Below are 25,750 nucleotides of genomic sequence, written 5' to 3' on the forward strand. Positions count from 1 at the left end.
CGGGCTCCGGTCGCAGTTCGTGTTCTCTCACGGCTCGCTTTCTCTCACGGTTTGCCCTTCGTCACGCGATACGCCTGACCGTCGTACCGGACCTGGGCCGTCTCGCCGTCGTCGACGATCCAGACGGCCGTTCGACTGTCGGTTCGGAGGGCCACCCGCTCGACGCCTTCCTCTACGAACGCGAGCAGATTTCGGTAGCCGCGGTTCCGATATCGCATCACCTGTTCGGCGATGATCGGCCTCTCGGCCGCCTGTGCTCGCTCCAGTGTGAGGGTGGCTCGCTCTCCGTCGTCGTCGGCGGTCCGCCACCCGTCCGCGGTGACCGTCACCGCGGTCCCGTCCGTCTCGCTCGTCGCGTCGTCGGTCGGCTCGACGGAGACCGGTGGCGCGTCGAACTCGACGAGGGCAGCGCTGTCCGAGGTCGCGTGTCCGTATCCCGCGACGGCCGCGTAGCGGCCGCCACCGAGGTACGGGTAGCGATCCACGTCTCCGTCTTCGTCTCCGTCGTCCACCTCGCTGGTCGCGGCTGCCATCGTCCACGTCTCGCTCTCGCCCGCCGAGAGGTTGTAACAGATGCCGTCGTGGGCGCCCGGCCCGACGTGGAACCATCGATCGTCGTGTAGCTTGTAGAGGTTCCAGTGGCCGCAGCTGGTCGATTCCTCCGAGCGGTTGTGGTACGTGAACTCGACGCGAGCGGGTAGCTCCGCCGTCTCGGCGCTCGGACGGACGAATCCCCGAGCCGATTCGTCGGCCTCGTGGTACCACGTGACCCCGCCCTCGCCCGGCAGTTCCGGAACCGAGACGCCGTCGAACGCCGAGTCGATCGTCGGTTTCGGCTCTCCCTCCGGGTCTTCCTCCGGCTCGGACGACCCGGGGCCGGTCGATCCGTCCGTGGTGTTGCAGCCGCCGAGCACCCCGAGACCGGCCGACAGGCCAACGAGGAGGGAGCGTCGGCGCATGTCTCGTCCAGTCCGCCAGCGCGTGAAGGGTCTTGTGGGCCGATGGCTCGTAGGCGGCTCTGGGAGAGCGCGCTCGCCTCATAAGTTCGGAAGGTAGAATTCGTACAAACGGATACCAGCTAATGTTGCTGGTAAAGTCTAATCTTAGATCTCAGTCGGGAGAAAACTCACCGAGTCACCAAATCACCAAATAAATCTGATAAGAAAGCAGGAAATCACCCGTGTGAACGAAACACGCGCCGCTAGCGAGAATCGGGAAAACCCAGGAAAATCAGGACTCGTCAGTCAGGCGGGTCAAGCCCATCCTCACAGAACATCAAGATCAACGCTGACGCAAGGAAGTCAGCTATCGGCAGCAACGGGTCCAATCGGTCATCGAAAGTTAACCGACCGTAGTCATCGAACGCCTCAGACGCAAGCCGTTTCAACGAGTGATCCGTCAACGGTCGCGTTAAGTTTGACGTGAATTGTGGTAGACGGCGACGGCTTCAAGCCAGTTTTGGGCTGTCTCTAGAGCGACATTGCTGAAACTATCCGCAAACGATGATGTTCGTCGTTCTATTTCCCAAAAGACACGTTCGATGGCATTCCGATTTCCATGTTGAATGACTTGAAATCGATAGCCGTCTTCAGCGAGAACGGATCCGAGATAGTCTGCGTCATCGACGAGAAATTCCACATTATCGAGCTGATAGCGCCGGTGTAGCTCGGTGAGAAACCATCGCGTTGTCTGTTTATTTGCGGTCGGATAGAGGCTCACGTGAAGGATCTCGTTCGTAAACGGATCAACCGCGCCGTACAGCCAGAACTTCTGGCCGTGGAGGCGGATCATCTTTTCGTCAACCGCGAGTTGATCCTCTGAGACGGTCGAGATCGGCTGTAGATCGGCTTTATGTACCCAGTTGTGAATAGCGACGTGACTCCGATCGATCCCAAACCTCTCGAGATGTTTACTTACCTCGCGGAGCGACATACCGGCTAAGTGACAGCGGATCCCTATTTCAATCGCCCATCGCGGAGTCCGATCTCGCTCCACAAACGACAAGTCAATCCACGCAATACGTTCGCTGAGGCGGTCGATTTCTGCCATAGACACTCAGACATCGTCCGCCTCATTCTCTAACTTAACGCGACCCCGTCAACCGCCACAGATTATACAGCAAGCAGCTGAAGACGAACGAGAAATATTGCATCCGGTAGTCCTTCGACGCGATCGACGGGAGCAGCGGCTTAATCATCTTATACTCGATTTCGATATCCCACCGACTCGAATATCGGTTACAGAACCCCATCGCATCCTCCGGCAACACGTCTTCCCGATTTGTCACGAACACTGTGTACTCCACGTCATCTAGTTCAGTGTACACCCAGTCGTCCTTCTTTGCGGGGACATACATGAAATTCAGATCATGACTGTACCCGTCCTCGCCAACCGTGTCGTCACTTTCAGCCTCAACGTACCGCGTTTTGTTCTCGTCCAAATAGAACGATGCAGGTTGCACCCGACTCACCAACGACGGGTCTGATTCTACTTCCTCCAAATCTTCCTTCATTGCCTCCGATCTCTTCGTTTTCGGCAGAAGGTAATTCACGTCGTGGTACTGGTCGAGCACGTGTTTGACCTCACGGTTTTCGAACGCGCGGTCCGCCATAACGAGGTGAATATCCACGAGCTCAGTCGCCTGCTGCATGAGCCGATTAACGGTTTCGGCCCATGTAACAGACATACCGTTGTCGAGTTCCCAGTTTGAATTATGTCGGACCGGTTCAACAGCGAGGACTATCGGGTCGTTATTCCCGACGATCGTGAGCGTGGCGTACTCGTACCCGACCGGTTTGTCATTCCCGCCTTTGATCATCTTCGGGTAGTCATCCTTCGGAACACGAAGATTACCATTCTTGGTCTTTACTTTCGTGTCACCAGGTTCGACGTCTGCTTCACCCTTGTACGGGGTAACACTGACCGGAACACGAACCGTATCGATTGCAGCAACTACCGGTTCACTGAACTCGTCCGCTTCTCGAATACGTCCAAGCATGTTCTCGACCGCGTCCGAGAATTGTGGTTGAATCGTATCCGCGACTTTTCGCCAGTACGGAGTCGGTCGGTGGCTACCACTAAAATCATCGAGTGTGTACCGATGTGGTGTGCCGAGTTTCTTCACCGCGCGGACGTGCGTGTCGTTGTGGAGTGCTCTCGTGCGGAATTTGTTGAACGTGCGGAACGCTGACCGTGTTCCCGCGCGGTCAGAGAGACTCATCAGGATCTGGTGTTCCCACACGGTCCGGTCTTCGTGTACGACGTTATGTGCTCTCCCAGTATCGAACGCCGGGCACACGTCGTTCAGCGCGGCTGAAATGATATCTGGGGCGTGATCATCGACGTAATGATGGAGGGGCGTGGAGGTGTCTTCTATCTCGTCTGGTGACGGGGTCGGGTCTGGTGATTTGAGGTCTTTATTGTAGTGATCTTGCTGTCTGCCTGCATCTCTGATCCCCTTCGCAATATCGTTGAGCAGGGACCTGAATTCGTATGAAAATCGGTGTTTTTTGGTGTATGAAAAGGCTGCTTGCGTTGGTGCTCGGTCAAGCCCAAACAATTGTTGGAGGTATTCCCAGTTTTTCACGCGAGATGTTACCTCCTCTTGTTTCATCTCTGCGGCTTCTTTGTACAGGTAGAGACGGGTTATCGCCTCGAAATCGAACGTGTCATCGTTTTTGATACCGTACTCATCGTAGACCTCTCCCATTGGTAAGTCGAGATTTCCGATTACGCGAACTACGTGATCATGCACTTCAAAGAGAGATGTCGCTTGAGCGACTACCCGTTCTTTAACGGTATTTTCGGGGTCGTCAGTCATTCAGCACCCCCGTCGAACCGGTGAATCGTGGCCGAGATCTAGAGTGGAAACTGAGGGGTGCTACCCAGGACTCACCAGTTCCCCACCAGCAATAGCCGCTCAGCTCACTGGGTCCGTGGATTCCACTCCACGGCGAGGTGAGCTGGCGTCGAGATGAGGTGGCGAGGGACACGAGTTACTGGTGGGTGGTGGTAGTCGTCGTTACCTACCCCTCGGCTCAGTGGTCGTATCCGGTGACTGGCTGGTGGGTTCGTTCGGATTCATATGTTCCATAGCCAGAGTAGTACAACACGTATCATATTCGAGGGGGTGTCGTTTCCGAATCTGCACACGCGACAATACGTAATCCGGGGTTATGAACCCCCATAGGCAGTATTATCAGTGTTTTAGGGATTTTCAAAAGTCATCGATCGCTACGATCAAGTTGTATACTTTGTACTACTCGTACGGTCCATACCGAGGTTTTACTTTGTAGTCTCACGCACCGATCGATAACGTGGATTACAGCGATAGCGGAAACGGTGGAGGGCCAGCTCCACCTGACGAATTCAGCGATGAGATACTCGATCAGATGATTGAGGTACTCTCATCTGCTGGTGGGGCGTGGCTCATTGTACAATTACATGAAGAGCCGAAGCGTTTCCAAACACTACGCCAAGACTTTCCAAAAAGCCCGTCAACAATTGATGAGCGCCTCAAAGAGGGGAGAGATGCGGGATTAGTAGATGAGGAAGCAAAGTACTCTAGGACAAACAAGTACCACCAACTCACCGAGAAGGGAGAAGTGATTGGTGACGAGATCGAACGGACTAATCTACTGCGGATTCAAGAGGAAATTTGGCGTCTTGAAGAGGAACTTGACGAGGAACTCGACACATTCCGCGAATCCCTGGTAGAGAAACAGGACGAACTCAACGAGGCCTTCATGGACCGTGTCCGCGTAGCTCACTCTACAGGCGATAATAAAGACGACCAATAGATGTCTGATCCGCGGTGAATATCTGTAGGGGTTTGGAACTCTGTTAAAGTTCTATTCTTTAGAAGCATTCTCGCCTGAAACGCTCGGTAACTGAAGAGTGCTTATCGCTCATCCGTGGTACGTTCACAAAGATTATTGTCGTAGATTCGAACACTAATGTATGTCTGCCCTCCATCGGCGTTCGTTTCTGAAAGCAGTAGGAATACTGGGAACAAGTATATCGGTAGCAGGCTGTTCTGAAATTGGTTCGACAGAATCTTCAGAGAGCTTACCTGCCGGGAGTTTGAAGTTTCACAACAGAGATTCCGTCCCACACGAGATCTCTGTCGAAGTTCTCAACGTGGGGACTAGGAGAGGTGAGCGAGTAGATGGACATGATACGGTTACAGGAACTCCTGACGTTGCAGTCTTCCAACGCAATCTAACTACGACGGTGATTGTTGAACCCGGAGAAAAACGGACCTATGAGTCCGTCTTCAAGTCGGAAGTCTGGTACGACATCCGCTTCACACTTGACGATAAGTACCCCGGAGAAGACTCCGCGAGAACCCTTTTCAAGCCAGTTCGTCCAAGTGCCGAAACTCCTGATCGGATATTAACTGGTAGGGTGTGGGACGGTGGAGAATTTTCGTGGTCAATTGGACCCGATAATTCGTGACCGGCATTCCGATAACTGGCTTATCGTGCCGGATGTAGAACGTGTATTCCCATTCACTGAGCGCTCTTTGAGTCTCCTGCCCTAACTGTTCAGAACACAGAACTAATAGCTATGCCGTAGAATCTTAATCCATGATGAGTCATGATGCCCTCGGCCCGGAGCAAATCTTGATACTCCTACTTGGGGTCAGCATGATCGTAGCTGGTGGGGCTGGTCTTTTCGGAGTCTTCTAACTGAGTCCACTGTATTGACCGATCCGTACCTCAACTGTACTGAGTGGACTTCATTTTGTTTTTGCCACTTGAAGAGTTTCTCTGATGCCGTCCCAGTCAATTTACAGATTCATCCACAACCTGTTCGTCTGGCACCGGGACAAATAACACAGATAACTCTCCTTTCTCGGCGCAATCACTACACACGGGTGGTGTTGAATCACGATCGTCACCAACACCGTCATATGGGTACGTACTCCCGCAGGTTCCGCATCTCCACTCATACACACCGTGTTCCACGGCTAACTCTGGGTATTTTTCAGCGAGTGTCGGTGTCAGTTTTGCATTCGGATATGCATCGAAGTACTCAACCAACTGCTGTTTCCGGTACTCACGTACACCGGGCAATAGCCCTGTGAATCCTTCATTCTGGTACTTCCCGTCATGCTCTCCGCAACGCCGTTGGAACGGGCAGGTCCCGCATTCCCAGCCGAATGCTGGCTCCGCTGGTGGTAACTCACCACTCTCCCGGAACTGAGTTTGTTGCGCCATCCACTCTACGACACTTTCCCGCCAGAACCGGTCATCGAATGGAACATGGAATGCCCGCACGTCGAGTGTATCTCGGCTCCCGTACACGAGCAACCCGTCTTGAATCGACCGGTTATACTCTCCATCCAACGCGTGCATGTACGCATGTAGCTGCGCCTTATGATGCGGTTTCGGCCCGTCAAGGTACTCTAACGACGACGTCGTCTTGATCTCTGTCACCAGGATTGGGCCACCGTCGCTGTCCACGATTGCCGGGTCTGTCACGCCTTTCACCCGAACTTCATCACCGCTACTGGTCGGTACCAACGTATCAATCCACAGCGAATTCCGAACGTACGTCGAATCTGTCGTCACCGCTTCCTGTAAGTACGGTACGATAATCTCCTCCTCGAACTCGCTCCCAATCCAAAACAGGCCTTGCGGTGAGTCACCCTCCTGTGGCGCGTTCTGCCCGTAGTACCGGACTTTCCGATGACACTGTAGTAATTTGCTCGGCGAGTGTTTCTCGGCGTCAGGAACCGGTGACGCCCCGTTGAAATACGGGCGGCCCTCCAAGATGTTCTCCGTAAATAGTCGCTCGTCGTACCACTCGTTGAATGACTCATTCGCAACGGCGTCCACAAGCCGTCTTAACCGCTCGCTCTCTGGGAGGCGGTCAACTGTCGCGGACATTCGAATGTCGTGTGAGGCGTCTGTCTGGCCGTTCTCGCTCATTGCAAGAACAGAGACCTCCCGAGTAACAATAGGAAAGGGCGTGGTGTTTCCGAAACACGACTCACACCGGTTATGACCGAACACGGTACGAGCGAGCTTTCGTATTCCCGTCAGCCACGATGAGATTGTAATGTTCCAACTTCGCCAGATAGTTCCGAACGGTTCGTTCGGTTTTGGGGTCGTCAACACGATCTTCGTACTGTTCATACAGTGCTGGTGGTTTGATATCCTCAACCTCACAGATGATATTGTAGAGCACTCGCTGATCAGGTTTAAGACGACTAATAGTGTTGCGCTCGATTTCCAATTTCGCTTCCGAAACCACATCTGAAATCATATCAGACCGAATCTGATCGTCTCCGATTTTCTTAGCATTGCGAGCAGCTTTCCGTAGAATACCAATAGCGACTCGCGCGTCACCGACAGCGTGTTCAGCGATATGTGCGAGCTCTACGGACCCGATTACATCCGGTTCAAGCCCCCATCGTGCTCGGTCTCGAAGAATTGTGACCAACTCCTTGTGTCCGTACTGGTCGAAGTGAATACGATTCGAGTTTTGAAGACGGCTTTGTAGGCGAGTTCCAAGGGGGTTGAACAGGTCTTCTTCGCGGTTCGCAATGAGAATTAACGTGAGTTTCGGGATTCGATGGAGGTCGTATAGAAGTTCCTTGTCTTGGAGTTGATCCACTTCATCGAGAATTACGACGTATGGCGGGCCATCGTAGTCACGAAGACGGTCAAGGAGGAGGTCACGCGGTGTAGATTGCCGGTGGACATCGTACGTTTGCCCAATCCCGTCGAGTAACTGGTACAGAGTTTTGAATCGGGTGTAGTCTTCCCAGCAGTTCACGTACTGCGTGTTAAGCTCCACAACAGACCCGCGAAGTTCTTCGACGATGTACTGCGCGATACAGGTTTTCCCAGCTCCTGATGGGCCGTGTAGCAACGTTGGTTCCGTTGGTTCCCCGTCAGTGACGGGTTCGAGGATGCTCGACAGATAGTTCACCTCCGCATCTCGGTGCTGTACTTCTCTCGGGATGAACTCCTGTTGGAGCACCCGGGCGTCGGTTATCATGATGGTACGTCGACACGGCTTGGCAGGGTGATAAATGGAAGGGTGCTGTTTCCAAATCTTCCAAAATAGTGGCTTTGTTGAAATCCTCAAAAGGTGATAGGTTCTGTCCCCCCCTTGCGGTCAATACAGGTCAACTAGCTACCATCGTCTTCAGATTCTAATTCTATACTTCACCGGACTCTTTAGCAAAGCAATTATATTGATGGAATGCCTTGATTCCAATATGGAAAAGAGACATTACATAATGTCTGCTAGCACAGACACATTTGGCAGGAGCGCTATTCAAGAAGTAAATTCAAAACAAGATACATTAGTGATCCTATGAGTGAGCTCCCCTCGAATCTTAAGCGGCAGAAGCGTGTTGGATACGGATTGCTAGCAGGCGCAGTTGCGATTCTAATTGGTAGTATCGCAGTATTCCAATATTATGACTTCCCGCCAATCAGTTATATCGGGCCTCTGATACCATTTGTTATCGTTGTGTTCTTCGGTTATAGGGCTGTCTCTGCCAGTAAGAACCGGAAGGCGTTAGGTGATGAGCGGACAGCTGAACTACTCACAAAAGCCAGCACTAATGCTTTCTGGTGGTTAATCGGTATCCTGCTAATTGACAGCACATTCACCATCTTCCCAGACGAAGCTAACAACTTATACATATTTGTTGGATTGGCAGTATACGCCTTGTACTACGTATATTACAGATACATTGAATAGTATGAAGAATGAATTGAAAGTCTATCGGGCGAAGCACGACCTAACCCAAGAGGACCTTGCGAAAGAGATCGGGGTTACTCGACAGACGATTAACGCACTTGAAGCAGAAAGATATGATCCATCTCTTGAACTCGCATTCCAACTCGCACTATATTTTGATTGTTCGATAGAAGACATTTTTTCCTACGATGGTGCTTAAACTGTTCATTATGCACTCTTCAGCGACCAGCCGTTTTAGGGAAGAATATGTCTGAAGAATAATATTTAACAGGACCAATAAGACCAAAAGATATTACTCAATTGAGTATTATAAATAGGACAATATGACTGTCCTATCCGGAATAATCACGTGGTTGTTCAATAACGATATGTCACTTGCAATAAAGCTTGGTTTCCTCTCTATTCCCTTCACGGTGATTTTATCTTTGGAGACTGGCCCATCCTACTACGATTTCGGCGCAGTGTCATTTGCTGCGTTGCTTGCAGGCTTGTACTACAGCAGCCGATTCACTGCCTCCGCGCGTGCTGGTTTACGAACTGGTGTCATAGGTGGTCTTCCCGCCGCTTGGAACTCTATCGGCATCATCTCTTCTGGGTGGGCGATCTCACCCGGCTACGCAGCTCTCGGAATCGCGTTCTCGTTGCTCTGGCTCTGCTTCGCTCTTGCCGTCGGTGGCTTTATTGGTATCACCAGCGCGGTAATTGGCAACATCATTGGCCACATCCCAATATTTCGTCGGATTGGCCCACAAACAGTCTAACCTGCACTCTGTTCCAACGAATTCGGTTCTGAAATCGGTTTGATGTTCCACTGATGAGTTGAAAAAGTGAGTAGTTTATCGGACAAATTTTTTAACTAGTTGATAGAATATGGATACATGGAAAATTCGGGCGAATCAGACAAACGAATCATCTTGCTCATCGTAGCTATGGTCATCGCCGGAGGAGGGTTCCTAGTGATGATTATACAGGGGGATGGTGGTACTTCGGCAGTTATCGCTACAGTCTGTTTTTTCGGAGTGGCAGTAGTAGGTGTCTCTCAGTTGATCTTCCGGCATCTGTGATCGTGAGTGGTATGGCGTTCTCCCTATACTGAGCGTCCGTGAGTTCCCTGTATTTACCGAATCTACTCACCACATTGAGGAGGTTTCTCATTACCAGATCTGGTGTGAAAGAGTCGCTCAGTAGATAGGCTTGGTTCTCAACATATAACTGGGGCAAAATATACACCCGTTCGGAACTGAATTACACTATGGTGAACAGATCAGCGGTCTCTAATTTCATTCTACAAGCTATTCTAATCGTAGGTTTGGGTATGATAATGATCCGTTCAGGACAAATCGTCGGAACGCGATTTGTAGCATTTGACATCCCCTACGCAGGTCAATTAGGATTCATACTAGGTGCCGTATTTATACTCGCTATATTCGCTGTGCTGCGTCGAACATATAGAACATATGGAAATGGCAGGTTGGGAGCGTAGTACCGTGATCACCTAACCTTCTGTATTGACCGCAACCGAATCTGAATATATCACTACTGAGGATTTCAACAAACCCGAGAATACGGAACAACTATGGAGTTTACAGGGAAGTTCGATGCTGCAGAACCGACACATAGACTCGTCTCTCGGAGTCTATCTGGTGTGAAGGATTGGGACGAGCTCGGCGGTGTGACAGTCAAGAACCGGGCCATTAGTGTTTTGATGGACTACGGAACCGTTGTCCACCTAGGCCTTGATCCAAAACACGGTCAATTTGAGACGGTACAACGGGAGCTAGTGCAGATTCCTGACTCGGAATGTATCTTTGTCGGTTCGGATCATGAGTTTCGAGCGTCGCTTCCCGAGGACCGGGCGTTGGTTGAGTCATTACTCGAAGTCCCAGGAGGTGATACTGATGCGTGGACGGACCGTCTGTTCTACTTCGTTGAATTTGCAGTTCTGGCCGACCAATCGTGGCTATATCGCTCAGTACCGCATGAGACACATATTCGAGAAATCAATGCGAGGGGACATGAGGGAGTAATTGAGAGATTGAACGACACATTTGCGCAAGTGCGAGGTTCGGCTGTCGTTCCGTTTGGTGAGCTTGTCTCTTGGACAACTGATGGTACCACGTATGATTTGAAATGGAACTCTCTGTATCGCTCTGATAGACAGGAGAGATCGTCATATGATTTGGAACGGCTACGGCAGGTGACTGCACTGTTTTCTGAGAACCTCGTACGCCTCGATTGGAAGCCAGTGTCCGAGGAGTCGTTACTTCGTCGAACGGTTTGGCGAGTTCTGGGTTCGGAGAGTGCTACTCCGCCAGCACAAGTTGAGATTCCTCCTGGTGAAGACGGAGAAAAGATATTGGATGCGTTCCATCAGCTACGTGAGAAACTTGGATATGAATATGGCGTTGAGACTTCTTCGGATTAGTACTCCGGATCTGCTTAGAGTCGATAATTATTCGCCTGTACTGAGCGATCTGTGATTCCTTGTATTGCCCGTTAAGAGGACCGGTCGAGATTGTGAATGATACACCAATGATGAGTTCCGAAACTGTGTCCACCATCGACGGGATCGCATTACTACATCGTACTTACGTTTGAGCGTTGATGGCGTAGGAAGTCGGAAACTGGGTAGCCGCGTATATGAATTAAATTAGAGAGTTTAGCGGACGGGTGCGTCTTCCTCCGTTTTATCGGCACATTGGTGTCAACCAACTATCGGTTTGTACTGAGCTACCTTCCGAACTTGTGTCGCCTGCCGGGAACACATTTAATATAGCGATATTTAGTTTATACTCATGGCTCGGCTGCACCTACGGGTCGACGGCGACGACCGCTTCGCCCGTCGGTTTCGGTCTCCTGAGCCGCGATCGACCGGCTTTTTCCCCGCCGCGCCGTCGGATCGGGTATGGCCGACGAGTTCGACCCCGAGAAGTTCGAGGACAAGTACGCGAACTACTTCAACGAGCTCCAGCGGGCGTACAAGAACGCGTTCAACCAGATGAACGACCGGTACGACTCGGAGCTGATCCACGGGATCGACCAGGCGGTGCTCAACGAGTCCGAGCCGTTCTACGAGGACGGCGAGTTCCGCGTCGAGCTTCCCGAGAACCCCCGCGAGCGCATCCGCGGCGTCGTCCCCGTCGACGACGAGACGTTCGAGGAGACGCTCGACGAGTACGTCGACCGGATCGAGACGGAACTGTACCGGACGCTCGGCGTCGACCGGCCGGAGTGAATAACCGGCGTTCGGTCCGCTTGCCCCGCTGACACGCCCGTTCTCCCGGCACGCGTCCCGCCGAACCAAAGGCATAAGCCGCCCGGACGCCAATTCGCGTGCATGAGCACGGAAACGACTGACGCGGACAACGACCTCCGCGAGCGGATCACGAACTTCCTGCGGCGCAACTTCCCGCAGATCCAGATGCACGGCGGGAGCGCCGCCATCAGCCACCTCGACCGCGAGAACGGCGAGGTCACGATCCAGCTCGGCGGCGCCTGCTCCGGCTGCGGTATCTCTCCGATGACGATCCAGGCGATCAAGTCCCGGATGGTCAAGGAGATCCCCGAGATCGAGACGGTCCACGCCGACACGGGCATGGACGCCGGCGCCGACGGCGACCTCGGCGGCACCAGCAGCGGCGGCATGTCCCCCTCCTTCCCCGGCGAGACGACCGACGACGGCGGCGACGACGAAGGCCCGCAGGCCCCGTTCTGAGCGGTTCGTTCGGTTCTCCCGATATCGCGGCTTCGTTCTTCGTTTTTTGCGTTCCGATAGCAATTCGCTCGAAATCTCCGGATAAGGTACGTCTCTCGCTGATTCCCTGATTGTGTGTCTGATCGGCCCGATCTGGGATTAAATCAAATAACGCTATATCAATTCGACTTCGCGGCGCGACTGAAGCCTTTTTGCCCCCGGCGGCCGTGGACGGTTCCTATGCACCATCGGGAAGTCGAGCCCACGGCGGAGTACGTCGCGCGGTTCGAGACGGGCGCCGACTGGCGCGAGGAGATCGAGGACCTCGCCCGCGCGGAGGACGTCGAGGCGGGCTGGTTCACGGCGCTCGGGGCCGTACAGGACGCGGAGGTGTGGTTCTACGACCAGGACGACACCGAGTACCGCTCGGTGACCTTCGACGAGCCGCTGGAGGTCGCGGCCTGCGTCGGCAACGTCTCGCTGCTCGACGGCGACGTGTTCGCGCACACGCACGTCGTGCTGTCGCGGCCGAGCGGGCAGGCGCTCGCGGGACACCTCGACTCCGCGACCGTCTGGGCCGGCGAGTGCCACCTGCGGGCGTTCGCGGAGCCGCTCGAACGCTCCCACGACGAGGCCACCGACCTCGACCTATGGCTCTGAGTCGGAGCGGGCGATGAGGCCCGACGACGAGCGCTACTTCGCGCGGATCGAGGACCGGCTGGACGAGGCGTGGGACGTGGCCGAGGCCGCCAAGCAGCAGGGCCACGACCCGAAACCCGAGATCGAGATCCCGATCGCCCGCGACATGGCCGACCGCGTCGAGAACATCCTCGGGATCGACGGGGTCGCGGAGCGCGTCCGCGAGCTGGAAGGCGAGATGTCCCGCGAGGAGGCGGCCTTAGAGCTCGTCACCGACTTCGTCGAGGGGACCGTCGGCGACTACGACTCCCGCGCCGGCAAGGTCGAGGGCGCGGTCCGGACCGCGGTCGCGCTCCTCACCGAGGGGGTCGTCGCCGCGCCGATCGAGGGGATCGACCGCGTGGAGCTGTTGGAGAACGACGACGGTACCGAGTTCGTCAACGTCTACTACGCCGGCCCGATCCGGTCGGCGGGCGGGACCGCGCAGGCGCTGTCCGTGCTCGTCGCCGACTACGCCCGGTCGCTGCTCGACATCGACGAGTACAAGCCGCGAGACGTGGAGGTCGAGCGCTACGCCGAGGAGATCGCCCTCTACGACAAGGAGACGGGGCTCCAGTACACGCCGAAGGACAAGGAGTCGAAGTTCATCGCCCAGCACATGCCCGTCATGCTCGACGGGGAGGCGACGGGCGACGAGGAGGTCTCCGGGTTCCGCGACCTGGAACGCGTCGACACCAACTCCGCGCGCGGCGGGATGTGTCTCGTCGCCGCCGAGGGGATCGCACTGAAGGCCCCGAAGATCCAGCGGTACACCCGCGACCTCGACGAGGTCGACTGGCCGTGGCTCCAGGACCTGATCGACGGGACGATCGGGAAGGACGGGGGCGGCGCGAGCGACGAGGACGCCGAGGGTGATGACGCGGAGGACGGCGGCGACGGCGACTCGGAGGGCGAGAGCACCGAGGGCGACGAAGACGGAGAGGACGACGCGGACGACGGGGCCGCCCCGGACTCGGACGCCACCGAACCCGACGGCCCCCTCCGCGCGAAGCCCTCTCAGAAGTTCCTCCGCGACCTGATCGCGGGCCGGCCCGTCTTCACCCACCCGAGCGAGGCGGGCGGGTTCCGGCTCCGGTACGGGCGCGCGCGCAACCACGGGTTCGCGACCGGCGGCGTCCACCCGGCGACGATGCACCTCGTCGACGACTTCCTCGCGGCGGGGACCCAGATCAAGACGGAGCGGCCCGGGAAGGCCCACGGCGTCGTCCCCGTCGATTCCATCGAGGGGCCGACGGTCCGGCTCGCGAACGGCGAGGTCCGGCGGATCGACGACCCGGAGGAGGCCAAAGAGATCCGGAACGGCGTCGAGAAGGTGCTCGATCTGGGCGAGTACCTCGTCAACTACGGCGAGTTCGTCGAGAACAACCACCCGCTCGCGCCCGCCTCGTACGTCTACGAGTGGTGGGTCCAGGAGTTCGAGGCGGCTGGCGCCGACGTGCAGGCCATGCGGGACGACCCGCACGTCGACTTGGAACACCCCGAAGTCGACGAGGCGCTCGCGTGGGCGCGCGAGTACGACTGCCCGCTCCACCCGGAGTACACCTACCTCTGGCACGACGTGTCCGTCGACGCCTTCGAGGCGCTCGCCGACGCGGTCGCCGCCGGCGACGTGGTCGAGGGCGTCCTCGCGATCGAACGCACCGAGGCGACGCAAGACGCGCTGGAGTCGCTGTTGGTCGAGCACGTCGCGACGCCCGACGCCCTCCGGATCCCCACGTGGCGCCCGCTCGCGCGGTCGCTCGGGGTTGACGACGGGCTCCGGAAGACGTGGGACGCGGGCGACCTCTCGCCGGCGGCCCGCGAGTGGGACGACGGCGGGAACGCGCTGAAGGCGGTCAACGAGGTCGCCCCTTTCGAGATACGGGAGCGCGCCCCCACGCGGATCGGCAACCGGATGGGCCGCCCGGAGAAGTCGGAGAGCCGCGACCTCTCGCCCGCGGTCCACACCCTCTTCCCGATCAACGAGGCCGGCGGCCCCCAGCGCGACGTGGCGGAGGCCGCCAGCGTCATGGACGACTCGGGCCACCGGGGGCGGCTGGAGCTGGAGGTCTCCGACCGCGTCTGTCCCGAGTGCGGCGAGCACACGTACCGGGCGCAGTGCCCGGACTGCGAGGTCCACACCGACCTCCACTACGAGTGCGGCGACTGCGGCACCGTCTGCGAGCCCGACGAGGCCGGCCGCGTCGAGTGCCCGCGCTGCGAGTGGGAGGTGACCGCGGCGACCTACCAGGAGGTCGACCTCAACGACGCGTACCGCTCCGCGCTGGAGAACGTCGGCGAGCGGGAGTCCGCCTTCGAGATCCTGAAGGGGGTCCAGGGGCTCACCTCGCGGAACAAGACCCCCGAGCCGATCGAGAAGGGCATCTTGCGCGCGAAGAACGGCGTCACGTCGTTCAAGGACGGCACCGTCAGGTACGACATGACCGACCTCCCCGTCACGTCGGTCCGCCCCGAGGAGCTCGACGTCACCGCCGACCACCTCCGGGAGATCGGCTACGAGACGGACATCGACGGCGAGCCGCTACGCCACGACGACCAGCTCGTGGAGCTCCGCGTGCAGGACATCGTCCTCTCCGACGGCGCCGCCGAGCACATGCTCAAGACCGCGGACTTCGTCGACGACCTCTTAGAGCAGTACTACGACCTCCCCCGCTTCTACGAGGTCAACGAGCGCGACGACCTCGTCGGGGAGCTCGTCTTCGGGATGGCCCCCCACACGAGCGCCGCAACTGTCGGGAGGGTGGTAGGATTCACCTCGGCGGCCGTCGGATACGCTCATCCGTACTTTCACGCCGCGAAACGGCGGAACTGCTTCCACCCGGAGACGAACGTGTGGTTCGAAGACGAAGCCGGGAAGTGGCACTACGACCCCATCGAGACGCTCGTCGAGGACCGCCTTAACGCCGAAACGGCTGACGAGGACGACTTCGGGACGCTCGTCCAGAGACTCGACGGTGACGTGTACGTGCCGTCCGTAACTGAGAGTGGCGAGGAAACGCTCCAACGAGTCGAAGCGGTCTCGAAGCATCCGTCGCCCGATCACCTCGTCCGCGTCAAAACGAAGAGCGGGCAGGAGCTAACGGTGACACCTGACCACTCGATGCGTCGGTGGACCGGCGATGGAGTCGACCGCGTCTCGGCCCGAGAACTAACTACGGAAGACGCGCTCCCGGCGCCGAAACAGATACCGGTTGACGGGGAAACAGCGACGTTCGACCTGCTCGCGGAATTCCTCGACGCGGACGCCGTTCCGAACGACGACCTGATGATCCGAGGACTCGGTGAATCCGAGCTCAAGCGACTCCTCGACGACGCGACAGACGCCGAGAGCTATCTAAAGCCCGTTGCGGAACGCCTCGACGCCAGTCAGTCGACGGTGTACAACTGGGTGTCCCGCGACAGCATCCCGGCCGGAGTCCTCCTCGAACTGTACGACTACGACACCGTCGTCGAACGCGTTCCCACAGACGTGACCCTCGGAATCCGTCGCGACGGGGCCTCGGTTTCGCGCCAGTTCGAGGTCGACGAGGCCGTCGGCACGATGCTCGGATATTACGCTGCGGAAGGATTCACGCGGCGGGAAGCGGGGTCGTTCTATCAGACGACAATCTGTACCCCGGACGACGTGCCGCGCGACGAAATCATCGATGTCTTCGACGACGTGCTCGATGTCGAGGCGTTCGAGGAGAACGAGTGGAAGGTCACGGTCTCCAGTCGCCTCGTCGCGACGTTGTTCTCGGACGTTCTCGATGCCGGGAGTCGTGCGGAGACGAAACGCATCCCGGACTGTGTGCTTTCCGCACCGGATCCGGTTCTCCGAACGTTCCTCGCGGCGTACTTCTCCGGCGACGGAAGCACGTCCAGCGAACGCGTCGAGATCCGGGCAACCACCGTAAGCGACGACCTACAGTCTGACCTCGTCGCAGCGCTCAAGCGGTTCGGCATCGCTACGAAAGTATATCGCGAGGAACGTACCCCGCAGACGGGTGCAGTGGCCGAGTTCTACGACGATGAGCGCTCGTTCGATTCCTGGGTTCTCAAGGTCACGTCACAGAACGCCGTACGGTTCGCCGACCGAATTGGCTTCCATCTCGGCCGCAAGGACGAGACACTTACTGACGTGCTGGACCGTATCGACACTCGAACACAGCGACTCCTCGGTGACGGTGGTGACGTCTGGGTCGACGAAGTCGTCTCCGTTGAGACGGTCCAGTCCGACGTCGATCACACGTACTGCCTGACTGTCGATGAAACGAACACGCTCGTCGCGAACGACGTGTATTCCGGTCAGTGCGACGGTGACGAGGACTGTGTCATGCTTCTCATGGACGGTCTTCTCAACTTCTCGAAAACTTTCTTGCCGGACCAACGGGGCGGCCGCATGGACGCGCCCCTCGTGATGTCCTCGCGGATCGATCCGTCGGAGATCGACGACGAGGCGCACAACGTCGACATCGCGCGGGAGTACCCCCGCGAGTTCTACGACGCGACGCTGGAGATGGCCGATCCGGAGTCGGTCGAGGACCTGATCCAGATCGGCGAGGACACGCTCGGGACGGACGAGGAGTACCACGGGTTCGGCCACACCCACGACACGACGGACATCGCGATGGGGCCGGACCTCTCGGCGTACAAGACACTCGGCGACATGATGGAGAAGATGGACGCCCAGCTGGAGCTGGCCCGGAAACTGCGCGCCGTCGACGAGACGGACGTGGCCGAGCGCGTGATCGAGTACCACTTCCTGCCGGACATCATCGGGAACCTCCGGGCGTTCTCGCGGCAGGAGACGCGCTGTCTCGACTGCGGCGAGAAGTACCGGCGGATGCCCCTCTCGGGCGACTGCCGCGAGTGCGGCGGGCGGGTGAACCTCACCGTCCACGAGGGCTCCGTCAACAAGTACGTCGACACGGCGATCGAGGTCGCTGACCGGTTCGGCTGTCGACCCTACACGAAACAGCGGCTGAAGGTGTTAGACCAGTCGCTGGAGTCGATCTTCGAGGACGACACCAACAAGCAGTCCGGCATCGCGGACTTCATGTGAGATCGGCGACGGCGTCCATTCCGCGCCTCTCTCCGGACGAATTTCTCTCTGTCCGACTCAGTCGTCCGCGCGCGCCGCCTCGACGACCCGCGTGAACTCGCGGGCCGTCTCGGTGATGGCCTCGTAGTCGCCGCGCTCGGCCGCGTCGTAGTCGACGAGGGCGCCGCCCGCGCCGACCGCGAACGCGCCGGCGTCGATGTAGTCCGCGGCGTTGTCGGGGCCGACGCCGCCGGTCGGCATCATCGGGATCTGCCCGAGCGGTCCCTTCATGGCGCCGAGGTGGTCCGGGCCGACGGTCTTCGCGGGGAACACCTTCACGAAGTCGGCGCCGGCCTCGTAGCCGCGGACCGCCTCGGTCGGCGTCATCACGCCGGGCGCGCTGACGGCGCCGTAGCGGTTGCACGTCTCGATCACGTCCTCGTGGAGGCTCGGCGAGACGACGAACTCCGCGCCGGCCATCAGCGTCGTCCGGGCGGTCTCGCTGTCGAGGACCGTCCCCGTGCCGACGACGACCTCGTCGTCGAAGGCGCCGGCGACCTCGCCGATCTTCTCGGCCACGTCGGGCGTGTCGGCCGTGATCTCGACGGCGGTGACGCCGCCCTCGCGGAGTGCGTCCGCGATCTCGATGAGCTGGTCGGCCGGTACTCCGCGCAACACCGCGACGACGCCGCTGTCGACGATCCGCGAGAGCGTCTCGTTCATACGCACCCGTTTCCGAGCGACCACCTAAATACGCGCGGATGCCGACGAGCGTCGTCGGGTACGACCGGTTACGCTCCGCCGTTCGGCCTCCGATCGTGCGACCGATCGACACGAAAACGGCGGCGATCGCGGGTCGATCCGGTCGAAACGGCCGAGACGAAACACTACCCTTTTGACCCTGCTTTCGGTAACAAGCGGTATAATGGGCCGACGCAAGAAGATCGTTCAAGAGTGCGAGCGGCTGATGGACAGCCCGGAGAACATCCGGAACATCGCCATCGCCGCCCACGTCGACCACGGCAAGACGACGCTCTCCGACAACCTGCTGGCCGGTGCCGGCATGATCTCCCAGGACACCGCGGGCGAGCAGCTCGCGATGGACACGAAGGAGGACGAGCAGGAGCGGGGGATCACCATCGACGCGGCAAACGTCTCGATGACCCACGAGTACGAGGACACCAACCACCTCATCAACCTCATCGACACCCCGGGCCACGTGGACTTCGGGGGCGACGTCACCCGCGCGATGCGCGCGGTCGACGGCGCGCTGGTGGTCGTCGACGCCGTCGAGGGCGCGATGCCGCAGACGGAGACGGTGCTCCGGCAGGCGCTCCGCGAGGGCGTGAAGCCGGCGCTGTTCATCAACAAGGTCGACCGCCTCATCTCCGAGCTCCAGGAGGGGCCCCAGGAGATGCAGGAGCGACTGATGTCGGTCATCGCCGACGTCAATGAGCTCATCCGCGGGATGGCCGAGAACATGGACGACATCCCCGAGGACTGGACGGTCTCCGTCGAGGACGGCACCGTCGGGTTCGGGTCCGCGCTGTACAAGTGGGGCGTCTCGATGCCCTCGATGCAGCGGACCGGGATGGACTTCGGCGACATCATGGAGCTCGAACAGAACGACAAGCGCGAGGAGCTCCACGAGCGGACGCCGCTCTCGGACGTCGTGCTCGACATGGTCTGCGAGCACTTCCCGAACCCGGTCGACGCCCAGCCCCGCCGTGTCCCGCGCATCTGGCGCGGCGACGCGGACTCCGAGCTGGCCGAGGGGATGCAGCTCGTCGACGAGGACGGCGAGGTCGTCTTCATGGTCACCGACATCTCCATGGACCCGCACGCGGGCGAGATCGCGACGGGTCGCGTCTTCTCCGGCACGCTGGAGAAGGGCCAGGAGCTGTACGTCTCCGGCACCGCGGGCAAGAACCGCATCCAGAGCGTCGGGCTCTTCATGGGGTCCGAGCGCGAGGAAGTGGATCGCGTCCCGGCGGGGAACATCGCGTCGGTCACCGGCCTGCGTGACGCCATCGCCGGCTCCACCGTCTCCTCCGTGGAGATGACGCCGTTCGAGTCGATCGAGCACATCTCCGAGCCGGTCATCACGAAGTCCGTCGAGGCGCAGAACATGGACGACCTGCCGAAGCTCATCGAGACGCTGCAGCAGGTCGCCAAGGAGGACCCGACGATCCAGATCGAGATCAACGAGGACACGGGCGAGCACCTCATCAGCGGGCAGGGCGAGCTCCACCTCGAAGTGATCACCCAGCGGATCCGCGACAACCAGGGCATCCCGGTCATCACCGGCGAGCCGATCGTCGTCTTCCGCGAGCAGCCCCAGGAGTCCTCCCGCGAGGTCGAGGGGCAGTCGCCGAACCGCCACAACAAGTTCTACATCACCGTCGAGCCGATGGACCAGGAGATCGTCGACGCCATCCAGCTCGGCGAGGTCTCGATGGACATGCCCGAGCTCGAGCGCCGCGAGGCGCTCCAGGAGGCCGGCATGGACAAGGACACCTCCCAGAACGTCGAGCACATCCACCGGACCAACATCCTCATCGACGACACGAAGGGGATCCAGCACCTCAACGAGACGATGGAACTCGTCTTGGAGGGGCTCCAAGAGGCGCTCGACGACGGGCCGCTCGCCGCCGAGCCGGTCCAGGGGTCGCTGTTCCGGCTCCACGACGCGAAGCTCCACGAGGACACCATCCACCGCGGTCCCGCGCAGGTCATCCCCGCGGTCCGCGACGCGGTCCACCGCTCGCTGATCGACGGCGAGGTCCGCCTGCTTGAGCCGATCCAGGACGTCCGGATCGACGTGCCCTCGGAGCACATGGGCGCCGCCTCCGGCGAGATCCAGGGTCGCCGCGGTCGCGTCGACGACATGTACCAGGAGGGCGACCTCATGGTCGTCGAGGGCATCGCGCCCGTCGAGGAGATGATCGGGTTCTCCTCCGACATCCGCTCGGCCACCGAGGGCCGCGCCTCGTGGAACACCGAGAACGCGGGCTTCCGCGTGCTCGTCGACAACCTCCAGCGCGAGAAGATCATGGAGATCCGCGAGCGCAAGGGCATGAAGCTGGAACTGCCGCAGTCGATCGACTACTTCTAAGTCGACGACGCGGTCCGCGATCCGCTGCGGATTGACGCCCTCCGTTTTTCTCTCTGTTCGTCGCCGAGGTCTTCGCCGAGTTCCGTCTCCGGCGTCCGTGATCCGCCCTTCCGTGCACCGAGTTCACACGGTCGGAAGCGAGGCAACGCCTGCCATCGCCGAAGGCTTATACCGGATCCCCCGACACCTTTCGGGTATGCAGACGGGCACGACTCCCGCTCGGCGCACCGCGACGGAGCCAGCAAGCGACCGCTCCGCGCCGCCGACAGGACCGTGCCGGACCGCGTCGCCGACGGGATCCGGCAAACCGTCGCTCGCCGCGACGGCGACCGTATCCGAGGAGCCGGAACTCTTCGACGCGGGGGTGGCGGCGTGAGCGACGGCCGCGACGGCGTCCCCGAGGAGACGGCGGACGGCGAGGACGCGACCGCCGACGGCGGGCACGCCGCGACCACGCCCTCGACGCACACGGTGCGGCTCGAACTCGTCGACGAGCCCGGGCAGCTGCTCGCCGCGCTCCATCCGATCGCCGAGAACGGGGGGAACCTCCTCTCGATCTACCACGAGCGCGGGAACAAGACGCCCCGCGGTCGGATCCCGGTCGAGGTCGACTTCGAGGCGACACAGGAGCGGTTCGAGGGGATCGTCGAGGCGCTCCGGAGCGAGGGCGTGAACGTGATGCAGGCGGGCACGGAGCGGTACGCCGAGGAGGTGACCATCCTCCTCTTCGGTCACCTCATCGACACCGACCTCTCCGACACGCTCTCGCAGATCGAGGCGTGCGAGTCCGCCTCGGTCGCCGACGTGTCCCTGGCGGCGCCGCAGGGGACCGAGGAGGTGTCGAGCGCGCGGCTTCGCCTGGAGGCGCGCGCCGGCGAGACGGAGGCGGCGCTGACCGCGGTCCGCGAGCTGGCGGCCGAGAAGGACCTGCGTCTGGTCGAGCCGCTCACGGGGGTGGAGGCGTGAGACTCGCCGTCGTCGGCGCTGGCGCGGTCGGGCGCTCGGTCGTCGACCTCGCGGGCGAGTACGGCCACGAGGTCGTCGCGGTCGCGGACTCGTCGAGCGCGGTCGTCGCGGACGGGACCGACGGCCGGGACGCCGGCGTCGACCCGGACGCGGTGGTGGCCCGCAAGGCAGAGCGGGGGATCGTCGGCGACGGCGACCCCGCGGACGCGCTGGCGGCCGACTACGACGCGCTGGTGGAGGCGACGCCCACGACGCTTGGCGACGCCGAGCCCGGGTTCTCGCACGTCCGGACCGCGCTGGAGCGCGACCGCCACGCCGTCCTGGCGAACAAGGGGCCGGTCGCGGAGCGGTTCGGCGACCTGCGGGCGCTCGTGAACGACAGCGACGGCGAGATCAGGTTCGAGGCCACGGTCGGCGGCGCGATCCCCGCGGTGTCGACGGTGGAGGACATCGAGCCGGGACACGTCACCGCGGTCCGGGGCGTGCTCAACGGGACGGCGAACTTCATCCTCACGCGGATGGCCGCCGAGGGGCTCGACTACGAGCACGTGCTCGCGGAGGCGCAGGACCTCGGCGTCGCCGAGGCCGACCCCTCCTTCGACGTGGACGGCACCGACGCGGCGCTCAAGTGCGTCATCCTCGCGAACGTGCTCTCCTTCGGCGCGGCCGACGACCCGGCCGACGCCCGGGAGTTCACCCTCGACGATGCCGACGTCTCCGGGATCCGCGACGTACCCGGCTCGGCGCTCCGGCTCGCCGCGGAGGACGGCCGGACGGTCCGGCTCATCGGCGAGGCGACGGGCGAGACGGTCCGGGTCGCGCCGCGGCTCGTCCCCGAGAACGGGACGCTCGCGGTCTCCGGGACCCAGAACATCGTCCAGATCGAGACCACCCACGCCGGTCGGCTCAACATCTCGGGGCGGGGCGCCGGCGGCCCCGAGACCGCGAGCGCGGTGCTCGGGGACGTGGGCCGGCTGGAGTAGGTCAGTCGTCTCGAACCGCACCACCGGAGCACGGGACGCGATCCGGGTCGTGCGACGCGCTGGCGTGCCCCGCGTTGTCGAGAATCGCCCGACCGCGTCGCGATCGTCTGTGGGCCGTATCGAAACCGTTTTAGTGGAATCTACCGAAACTTACTCACAGAGCGCCTTAGCGCGTGATTACCCCATGAGTGACAAACCGCACCAGAACCTGGCCATTATCGGCCACGTCGACCACGGCAAGAGTACGCTCGTGGGTCGCCTCCTCTTCGAGACGGGGAGCGTCCCCGAGCACGTAATCGAGCAGCACCGCGAGGAAGCCGAAGAGAAGGGCAAGGGCGGCTTCGAGTTCGCCTACGTGATGGACAACCTCGCCGAGGAGCGCGAGCGCGGCGTCACGATCGACATCGCCCACCAGGAGTTCGACACCGACGAGTACTACTTCACCATCGTCGACTGTCCGGGCCACCGTGACTTCGTGAAGAACATGATCACGGGCGCCTCGCAGGCCGACAACGCGGTGCTCGTCGTCGCGGCCGACGACGGCGTCGCGCCCCAGACCCGAGAGCACGTCTTCTTGGCCCGCACGCTGGGTATCGACGAGCTCATCATCGCGGTCAACAAGATGGACGTCGTCGACCACGACGAGTCCAAGTTCAACCAGGTCGTCGACGAGGTCAAGGACCTCCTCAAGCAGGTCCGCTTCCAGACGGACAACGCGAAGTTCATCCCGATCTCCGCGTTCGACGGCGACAACGTCGCCGACGAGTCCGAGAACACGCCTTGGTACGACGGGCCGACCCTGCTGGAGGCCCTCAACGACCTGCCCGAGACGGAGCCGCCGACGGACGCGCCGCTGCGCCTCCCGATCCAGGACGTTTACACCATCTCCGGCATCGGGACCGTGCCCGTGGGACGCGTCGAGACCGGGATCCTCAACACCGGCGACAACGTCTCCTTCCAGCCGTCCGACGTGGGCGGCGAAGTGAAGACGGTCGAGATGCACCACGAGGAAGTGCCCAAGGCCGAGCCCGGTGACAACGTCGGGTTCAACGTCCGCGGCATCGGCAAGGACGACATCCGCCGCGGCGACGTCTGTGGCCCCGCGGACGACCCGCCGAGCGTCGCCGAGACGTTCCAGGCGCAGATCGTCGTCATGCAGCACCCGTCGGTCATCACGGCCGGGTACACTCCGGTCTTCCACGCCCACACGGCGCAGGTCGCCTGTACGATCGAGTCCATCGATCAGAAGATCGACCCCTCGTCCGGTGAGGTCGCCGAGGAGAACCCGGACTTCATCAAGTCCGGCGACGCCGCGGTCGTCACCGTGCGCCCGCAGAAGCCGCTCAGCATCGAGCCGTCCGGCGAGATCCCGGAACTCGGCAGCTTCGCCATCCGCGACATGGGTCAGACCATCGCGGCCGGCAAGGTGCTCGACGTCAACGAGCGATAATCGATGCAGCAGGCACGCGTCCGCCTCGCCGGCACGAGCCCCGAGGACCTCGACGACATCTGCGACGACGTCCGCGAGATCGCGGACTCGACGGGGGTCGCCCTGTCGGGCCCGATCCCGCTGCCGACGAAGACGCTCGAGATCCCGTCGCGCAAGTCCCCGGACGGTGAGGGGACGGCGACGTGGGAGCACTGGGAGATGCGCGTCCACAAGCGTCTGATCGACATCGACGCCGACGAACGCGCGCTCCGCCAGCTCATGCGCGTCCAAGTGCCGAACGACGTCAGCATCGAGATCGTTCTCGAAGACTGAGCGCTAGGGCGTTTCTCTTTCACCCCTTTCGTTTTTCGACGCGCCCAGCGGCGACGCCGTCCGTTTGCCGCCCGTCCGCGTGCCGTCACCGCATGTCGAGCAGCCGCGCCCGTCGTCACCGCACGTCGAGCAGCCGCGTCCGCCCGGCGACGAGCCCGCAGAACGCGCCGGTCGCGTGGGCGATCAGCGCGACGCCGGGCGCCGCCGTCGTCGCGGTGAGGACGACGGCGACGACCCCGAACAGGAGGATCTGCGTCCGCGAGGAGAGCCGCAGGCGATCGAACAGCGTCGCGCTCGCGACGTTGCCCGCCAGCAGGTAGCCGCCGAGCGCGAAGACGGCGCCGCTCAGTCCCAACACGGCGGCCGAGGGGCCGAGCAGTCCGCCGAGCGTCACCTGTGCGACGCCGGCGAGCGCGCCCGTCCCGACCACGAACGCGTGGAACCGGAGCCGGGTAGTCCGGCGCTCGACGAGCGGGCCGACGAGGAGCAGCGCGAGCGCGTTCGCCAGCAGGTGGCCGATCGACCCGTGCGCGTACACGCTGGTGACGACGGTCCACGGCGCGACGGACAGTGGCGTCGACAGCGCGAAGATCCCCGCGAGGCCGACGACGCTCAACCCGAGCTGCGCGAGGCCGATGAGGAGGGCGACCGCGAGAGTTTCGAGCGTGGCGCGCATCGCGGTGGCGTTCGGGCCGAAGCGGGTTAAACCCGACCGCGGCGGTCGGCCACGCCGGCGGGGCGGTCAGATCACGTCGTCGGGGCGGTCAGATCACGTCGTCGGGGT

Annotated in this window: 22 protein-coding genes and 1 pseudogene; 15 read left to right on the forward strand and 8 right to left on the reverse strand. The window is 60.7% G+C overall.

Annotated features, from left to right (window positions below; translation table 11 throughout):
- Nucleotides 1-44 precede the first annotated feature (44 nt).
- The 3 genes from JIN95_RS15765 to JIN95_RS15775 form a co-directional block, all read right to left on the reverse strand.
- Nucleotides 45-959 (reverse strand): hypothetical protein, encoded by a 915-nt coding sequence (locus JIN95_RS15765; RefSeq protein WP_200532073.1) that lies wholly within the window; start codon nt 957-959, stop codon nt 45-47.
- Between the two features lie 451 nt (nt 960-1,410).
- Entirely contained in the window at nt 1,411-2,049 is a 639-nt protein-coding gene (locus JIN95_RS15770) for an IS6 family transposase (protein ID WP_200532074.1), read from the reverse strand.
- A 34-nt stretch (nt 2,050-2,083) separates the two neighbouring features.
- A complete protein-coding gene (locus tag JIN95_RS15775; RefSeq protein ID WP_200532075.1) occupies nt 2,084-3,820 on the reverse strand; it encodes a transposase in 1,737 nt (578 codons plus the stop codon).
- Between the two features lie 496 nt (nt 3,821-4,316).
- Between JIN95_RS15775 and JIN95_RS15780 the strand changes: the two genes are divergently transcribed.
- Both JIN95_RS15780 and JIN95_RS15785 read left to right on the forward strand, forming a co-directional pair.
- Nucleotides 4,317-4,799 (forward strand): hypothetical protein, encoded by a 483-nt coding sequence (locus tag JIN95_RS15780; protein WP_200532076.1) that lies wholly within the window; start codon nt 4,317-4,319, stop codon nt 4,797-4,799.
- 160 nt (nt 4,800-4,959) lie between these two features.
- Complete coding sequence (locus JIN95_RS15785; protein WP_200532077.1) at nt 4,960-5,457, forward strand: hypothetical protein; 498 nt, start codon at nt 4,960-4,962, stop codon at nt 5,455-5,457.
- Between the two features lie 329 nt (nt 5,458-5,786).
- Here JIN95_RS15785 and JIN95_RS15790 read toward each other — a convergent pair whose 3' ends face one another.
- Both JIN95_RS15790 and JIN95_RS15795 read right to left on the reverse strand, forming a co-directional pair.
- Nucleotides 5,787-6,935: a PD-(D/E)XK nuclease family protein gene (locus tag JIN95_RS15790; protein WP_200532078.1), complete on the reverse strand. Its 1,149-nt coding sequence runs from the start codon at nt 6,933-6,935 to the stop codon at nt 5,787-5,789.
- Between the two features lie 70 nt (nt 6,936-7,005).
- Nucleotides 7,006-8,010: a Cdc6/Cdc18 family protein gene (locus JIN95_RS15795; RefSeq protein WP_200532079.1), complete on the reverse strand. Its 1,005-nt coding sequence runs from the start codon at nt 8,008-8,010 to the stop codon at nt 7,006-7,008.
- A gap of 321 nt (nt 8,011-8,331) precedes the next feature.
- Between JIN95_RS15795 and JIN95_RS15800 the strand changes: the two genes are divergently transcribed.
- The 4 genes from JIN95_RS15800 to JIN95_RS15815 all read left to right on the forward strand — a co-directional run bounded on the left by JIN95_RS15800 (nt 8,332) and on the right by JIN95_RS15815 (nt 11,149).
- On the forward strand, nt 8,332-8,724 hold the full coding sequence (locus JIN95_RS15800) for a hypothetical protein (protein ID WP_200532080.1): 393 nt from the start codon (nt 8,332-8,334) through the stop codon (nt 8,722-8,724).
- A 1-nt stretch (nt 8,725) separates the two neighbouring features.
- Entirely contained in the window at nt 8,726-8,923 is a 198-nt protein-coding gene (locus JIN95_RS15805) for a helix-turn-helix transcriptional regulator (protein ID WP_200532081.1), read from the forward strand.
- 124 nt (nt 8,924-9,047) lie between these two features.
- Nucleotides 9,048-9,485 carry a DUF5518 domain-containing protein gene (locus JIN95_RS15810; protein ID WP_200532082.1) on the forward strand — a complete coding sequence of 146 codons (438 nt, stop codon included), beginning with the start codon at nt 9,048-9,050 and terminating at the stop codon, nt 9,483-9,485.
- 884 nt (nt 9,486-10,369) lie between these two features.
- Nucleotides 10,370-11,149 carry a hypothetical protein gene (locus tag JIN95_RS15815; RefSeq protein WP_321169270.1) on the forward strand — a complete coding sequence of 260 codons (780 nt, stop codon included), beginning with the start codon at nt 10,370-10,372 and terminating at the stop codon, nt 11,147-11,149.
- A gap of 71 nt (nt 11,150-11,220) precedes the next feature.
- Here the strand turns inward: JIN95_RS15815 and JIN95_RS16360 are convergent.
- Nucleotides 11,221-11,329, reverse strand: a pseudogene (locus JIN95_RS16360) (IS5/IS1182 family transposase); the annotation flags it as partial.
- Nucleotides 11,330-11,629: 300 nt separating this feature from the next.
- Here JIN95_RS16360 and JIN95_RS15820 point away from each other — a divergent pair.
- The 4 genes from JIN95_RS15820 (at nt 11,630) to polC (ending at nt 18,161) form a co-directional block, all read left to right on the forward strand.
- Nucleotides 11,630-11,959 carry a DUF5783 family protein gene (locus JIN95_RS15820; protein WP_095635564.1) on the forward strand — a complete coding sequence of 110 codons (330 nt, stop codon included), beginning with the start codon at nt 11,630-11,632 and terminating at the stop codon, nt 11,957-11,959.
- Nucleotides 11,960-12,061: 102 nt separating this feature from the next.
- Complete coding sequence (locus JIN95_RS15825; protein ID WP_095635563.1) at nt 12,062-12,439, forward strand: NifU family protein; 378 nt, start codon at nt 12,062-12,064, stop codon at nt 12,437-12,439.
- A gap of 219 nt (nt 12,440-12,658) precedes the next feature.
- Nucleotides 12,659-13,078, forward strand: coding sequence for a PPC domain-containing DNA-binding protein (locus JIN95_RS15830; protein WP_200532084.1), 420 nt, complete (start codon nt 12,659-12,661; stop codon nt 13,076-13,078).
- Nucleotides 13,079-13,091: 13 nt separating this feature from the next.
- Nucleotides 13,092-18,161 (forward strand): DNA polymerase II large subunit, encoded by a 5,070-nt coding sequence (gene polC / locus JIN95_RS15835; protein ID WP_200532085.1) that lies wholly within the window; start codon nt 13,092-13,094, stop codon nt 18,159-18,161.
- A 57-nt stretch (nt 18,162-18,218) separates the two neighbouring features.
- On the opposite strand, the gene eda is transcribed toward polC, so the two are convergent.
- Entirely contained in the window at nt 18,219-18,863 is a 645-nt protein-coding gene (gene eda, locus JIN95_RS15840; protein WP_095635560.1) for a bifunctional 4-hydroxy-2-oxoglutarate aldolase/2-dehydro-3-deoxy-phosphogluconate aldolase, read from the reverse strand.
- A gap of 202 nt (nt 18,864-19,065) precedes the next feature.
- On the opposite strand from eda, the gene JIN95_RS15845 reads away from it, so the two are divergent.
- The 5 genes from JIN95_RS15845 to rpsJ all read left to right on the forward strand — a co-directional run bounded on the left by JIN95_RS15845 (nt 19,066) and on the right by rpsJ (nt 24,966).
- Entirely contained in the window at nt 19,066-21,255 is a 2,190-nt protein-coding gene (locus tag JIN95_RS15845) for an elongation factor EF-2 (RefSeq protein WP_095635559.1), read from the forward strand.
- A gap of 372 nt (nt 21,256-21,627) precedes the next feature.
- Nucleotides 21,628-22,221, forward strand: coding sequence for an amino acid-binding protein (locus JIN95_RS15850; protein ID WP_095635557.1), 594 nt, complete (start codon nt 21,628-21,630; stop codon nt 22,219-22,221).
- Nucleotides 22,218-23,204 carry a homoserine dehydrogenase gene (locus tag JIN95_RS15855; RefSeq protein WP_095635556.1) on the forward strand — a complete coding sequence of 329 codons (987 nt, stop codon included), beginning with the start codon at nt 22,218-22,220 and terminating at the stop codon, nt 23,202-23,204. The genes JIN95_RS15850 and JIN95_RS15855 overlap by 4 nt, the downstream gene beginning before the upstream one ends.
- 184 nt (nt 23,205-23,388) lie before the next feature.
- Nucleotides 23,389-24,654, forward strand: a complete 1,266-nt coding sequence (gene tuf, locus JIN95_RS15860) for a translation elongation factor EF-1 subunit alpha (protein ID WP_095635555.1) — start codon at nt 23,389-23,391, stop codon at nt 24,652-24,654.
- 3 nt (nt 24,655-24,657) lie between these two features.
- The gene (gene rpsJ / locus JIN95_RS15865; protein WP_004048854.1) at nt 24,658-24,966 is read left to right on the forward strand and encodes a 30S ribosomal protein S10; all 309 of its coding nucleotides are present in this window, start codon (nt 24,658-24,660) and stop codon (nt 24,964-24,966) included.
- 115 nt (nt 24,967-25,081) lie between these two features.
- Here the strand turns inward: rpsJ and JIN95_RS15870 are convergent, their stop codons facing one another.
- Complete coding sequence (locus tag JIN95_RS15870) at nt 25,082-25,642, reverse strand: rhomboid family intramembrane serine protease (RefSeq protein ID WP_200532086.1); 561 nt, start codon at nt 25,640-25,642, stop codon at nt 25,082-25,084.
- Nucleotides 25,643-25,750 lie beyond the last annotated feature (108 nt).

The organism is Halorubrum sp. LN27, assembly GCF_016635065.1.
Lineage (GTDB): Archaea > Halobacteriota > Halobacteria > Halobacteriales > Haloferacaceae > Halorubrum > Halorubrum salipaludis.